Source organism: Pseudomonas sp. 43NM1 (assembly GCF_002836905.1).
GTDB lineage: Bacteria > Pseudomonadota > Gammaproteobacteria > Pseudomonadales > Pseudomonadaceae > Aquipseudomonas > Aquipseudomonas prosekii.
Genome location: NZ_MKGS01000085.1, coordinates 1 through 4841, shown reverse-complemented (window position 1 = coordinate 4841; position 4841 = coordinate 1). Strand labels below are relative to the sequence as shown.

1 protein-coding gene is annotated in these 4841 nt (G+C 60.7%); it reads left to right on the top strand.

The window, feature by feature from the left end:
- Window positions 1-4841 (top strand): beta strand repeat-containing protein (locus tag BI292_RS09105; protein WP_371918718.1); only part of this gene is annotated, 4841 nt, incomplete at both ends.

Below are 4841 nucleotides of genomic sequence, written 5' to 3'. Positions count from 1 at the left end.
GGTTCGACGGTCACCGAAGGCGGCCAGATCACCTACACCGCCACGCTGACCAACGCAGCGCAAACGCCGGTTACGGTGACTCTGTCCAACGGTTCGACCATCACCATCGACGCTGGTAAAACCACTGGCACCGTTGATGTTCCAACCGCCGCCAATGATGTTTATCAGAACGGCAGCACGGTCAGCACCACGATCACTGGCACCACCGGTGGCAACTTTGAAAACCTGGTGCCGAACCCGACGCCAGCCGTCACGACCATTACCGATTCGGTCGACACCACCGGCCTGAGCCTCACCGCCACCGGAACTGTCGTCGAAGGCGGCCAGATCACGTACACCGCAACATTGACCAACCCGGCCGGCACGCCGATGACCGTGACCTTGAGCAATGGCTCGGTCATCACCATCGACGCCGGTAACACCACCGGCAGCGTCATCGTCAGCACTGCGCAAAACGACGTCTACAACAATGGCAGCACCGTCAGCACGACGATTACCGGCACCACTGGCGGTAATTTCGAGCAACTGACCCCGAGCACCGAGCCGGCGCTGACCACTATCACCGACTCGATCGACAACACCGGCCTGAGCCTCTCGGCGTCCACCGATGTGGCCGAGGGCGGTTCGATTGTCTACACCGCCAACCTGACCAACGCTGCCGGCACGCCAGTCACCGTCACCCTGAGCAACGGCGCGGTGATCACCATCGCGGCCGGCGCCACCAGCGGCTCCGTGACCGTCGCGGCCCCGGCCGATGACGTCTATAAAGACGCCGGCAAAGTCGAAGCGACCATCACCGACGCCAGTGGCGGCAACTTCGAAAATCTGATCACCAACCCGGCTGCGGCCGTGACCAACGTCGCCGACACCATCGACACCAGCACCGTTTCGCTGACCGCCACTCCGAGCGTCGCCGAGGGCGGCACCGTCGTCTACACCGCGTCCGTAACCGCGCCGGTCACCGGCGCGCCCGTCGTCGTGACCTTGTCGAACGGCCAGACCATCACCATCCCCGTTGGCGCCAGTTCCGGCACCGTGGACTTCGTTGCCCCGAACGATGCATTGGCCGGTGGCAGCTCGCTGAGCGTCAAGATTGATGACGCGCAGGGCGGCAATTACGAGAAGCTGGATATCGACGGCAAACCGGCTGACACCGCGGTTACCGATACCCAGGACACGACCAACCTGAGCCTGAGCGCGACTGACTCGGTGGCTGAAGGCGGTTCGATTGTTTACACGGCGACACTGACTAACGCCGCTGGTTCGCCAGTGACAGTAACTCTGTCGAACGGCGCGGTGATCACCATCGATGCGGGTAAAACCGTTGGTACCGCGACCGTTGCGGCACCGAGCGATGACGTCTACAAAGATGCGGGTTCTGTCCAGGCAACCATCACTGGCGCGACTGGCGGCAACTTCGAGAGCCTGGTGCCAAGCACTGTTCCAGCCGTCACCGAAGTCACGGATACCATCGATACTTCGACGGTCAAACTGACTGCCACCGATAGCGTCGCTGAAGGCGGCACCGTGGTTTACACCGCAACCGTTGGCCAGCCAGTAACCGGCAGCCCGGTTACTGTGTCGTTGGCGAATGGCCAAACCATCACCATCGAAGTCGGCAACACCACTGGCACCGTCAACTTCGTAGCACCTAACGATGCGTTGGTCGGCCAAGCGGCGCTGAACAACTCGATCACCGGCGTGACTGGCGGCAACTACGAGAACCTCGTAGCCGATGGCACCCCAGTCACCACCACCGTGACCGACACCGCTGACACCACTAACTTGTCGCTGAGCGCGACCGGGTCGGTCGCTGAAGGTGGCTCGATCGTTTACACCGCGACCCTGACTAACGCCGCTGGCTCGCCGGTTACCGTGACCTTGTCGAACGGTGCGGTAATCACCATCGACGCCGGCAAAACCTTCGGCACCGCGACCGTTGCGGCGCCGACCGATGACGTCTACAAAGACGCCGGCTCTGTTCAGGCAACGATCACTGGCGCGACTGGCGGCAACTTCGAGAATTTGGTGCCGAGCCCCGTTCCAGCAGTTACCGAAGTCACGGACACCATCGACACCTCGACCATCAAACTGACTGCCACCGATAGCGTTGCTGAAGGCGGCACCGTGGTTTACACCGCAACCGTCGGCCAGCCAGTCACTGGCAGCCCGGTTACCGTTTCTTTGGCGAATGGTCAGACGATCACCATCGAAGTCGGCAACACCACCGGCACCGTCAACTTCGTCGCACCGAACGATGCACTGGTCGGCCAAGCGGCGCTGAACAACTCGATCACAGGCGTGACTGGCGGCAACTACGAAAACCTCGTAGCCGATGGCACTCCGGTCACCACCACGGTCACTGATACCGCCGACACCACTAATCTGTCGCTCAGCGCAACCGGTTCGGTCGCTGAAGGTGGCGCTATTGTTTACACCGCGACGTTGACCAATGCGGCTGGCTCTCCGGTCACCGTGACCTTGTCGAACGGCGCAGTGATCACCATCGACGCTGGCAAAACCTTCGGCACCGCGACTGTTGCTGCACCAACCGACGACGTCTACAAAGATGCCGGCTCTGTTCAGGCAACGATCACTGGCGCAACTGGCGGCAACTTCGAGAACCTGGTGCCAAGCACCGTTCCGGCCGTCACCGAAGTGACCGATACCATCGACACTTCGACGGTCAAACTGACCGCGACTGATTCCGTCGCTGAAGGCGGCACAGTGGTTTACACCGCAACCGTCGGCCAGCCAGTGACTGGCAGCCCGGTGACCGTGTCGTTGGCGAATGGTCAGACGATCACCATCGAAATCGGCAACACCACCGGCAGCGTCAACTTCGTCGCACCGAACGATGCGTTGGTCGGCCAAGCGGCGCTGAACAATTCGATCACTGGTGTGACTGGCGGCAACTACGAGAACCTCGTAGCCGATGGCACTCCGGTCACCACCACCGTGACCGACACTACCGACACCACTAACTTGTCGCTGAGCGCTACCGGCTCCGTCGCTGAAGGTGGCTCGATTGTTTATACCGCCACGTTGACCAACGCCGCTGGTTCGCCAGTGACAGTAACTCTGTCGAACGGCGCGGTCATAACCATCGACGCCGGTAAAACCTTTGGCACCGCGACCGTTGCAGCACCGACCGATGACGTCTACAAAGATGCCGGCTCGGTTCAGGCAACGATCACTGGCGCGACTGGCGGCAATTTTGAGAATCTGGTGCCGAGCACGGTTCCAGCCGTTACCGAAGTCACCGATACCATCGATACTTCGACGGTCAAACTGACTGCCACCGATAGCGTCGCTGAAGGCGGCACGGTGGTTTACACCGCAACCGTTGGCCAGCCAGTGACTGGCAGCCCGGTGACCGTGTCGTTGGCGAATGGTCAGACGATCACCATCGAAGTCGGCAACACCACCGGCACTGTGAACTTCGTCGCACCGAACGATGCGTTGGTCGGCCAAGCGGCGCTGAACAATTCGATCACTGGTGTGACTGGCGGCAACTACGAGAACCTCGTAGCCGATGGCACTCCGGTCACCACCACCGTGACCGACACTACCGACACCACCAATCTGTCGCTCAGCGCGACCGGTTCGGTGGCTGAAGGTGGTTCGATTGTTTACACCGCCACGTTGACCAATGCGGCTGGCTCGCCAGTTACCGTAACTCTGTCGAACGGTGCGGTCATCACCATCGACGCCGGTAAAACCTTCGGCACCGCGACCGTTGCGGCGCCGACCGATGACGTCTACAAAGATGCCGGCTCTGTTCAGGCAACCATCACTGGCGCAACTGGCGGCAACTTCGAAAACCTGGTGCCAAGCACCGTTCCGGCAGTCACCGAAGTCACCGATACCATCGATACCTCGACCGTCAAACTGACTGCCACTGATAGCGTTGCTGAAGGTGGCACCGTCACCTACACCGCGACAGTCGGCCAGCCAGTGACTGGCAGCCCGGTTACCGTTTCTTTGGCGAATGGCCAAACCATCACCATCGAAGTCGGCAACACCACCGGCAGCGTCAACTTCGTCGCACCGAACGATGCGTTGGTCGGCCAAGCCGCTCTGAACAACTCGATCACCGGCGTAACCGGCGGCAACTACGAAAACCTCGTAGCCGATAACACCCCGGTCACCACCACCGTGACCGACACCGTCGACACCACCAATTTGTCGCTGAGCGCTACCGGTTCCGTCGCTGAAGGCGGCTCGATTGTTTACACCGCGACGTTGACTAACGCCGCTGGTTCGCCAGTGACAGTAACTCTGTCGAACGGCGCTGTAATCACCATTGATGCTGGCAAAACCTTCGGCACCGCGACTGTTGCTGCACCGACCGATGACGTCTACAAAGATGCCGGTTCGGTTCAGGCAACGATCACCGGCGCAACTGGCGGAAACTTCGAGAACCTGGTGCCTAGCACTGTTCCAGCAGTCACCGAAGTCACGGACACCATCGACACCTCGACGGTCAAACTGACCGCCACTGACAGCGTCGCTGAAGGCGGCACGGTGGTTTACACCGCAACCGTCGGCCAGCCAGTGACTGGCAGCCCGGTCACCGTGTCGTTGGCCAACGGCCAAACCATCACCATCGAAGTTGGCAACACCACTGGCACCGTCAACTTAGTAGCACCGAACGATGCGTTGGTCGGCCAAGCGGCGCTGAACAACTCGATCACCGGCGTAACCGGCGGCAACTACGAGAACCTCGTAGCCGATAACACCCCGGTCACCACCACGGTCACTGACACTACCGACACGACCAATCTTTCGTTGAGCGCTACTGGTTCGGTGGCTGAAGGTGGTTCGATTGTTTACACCGC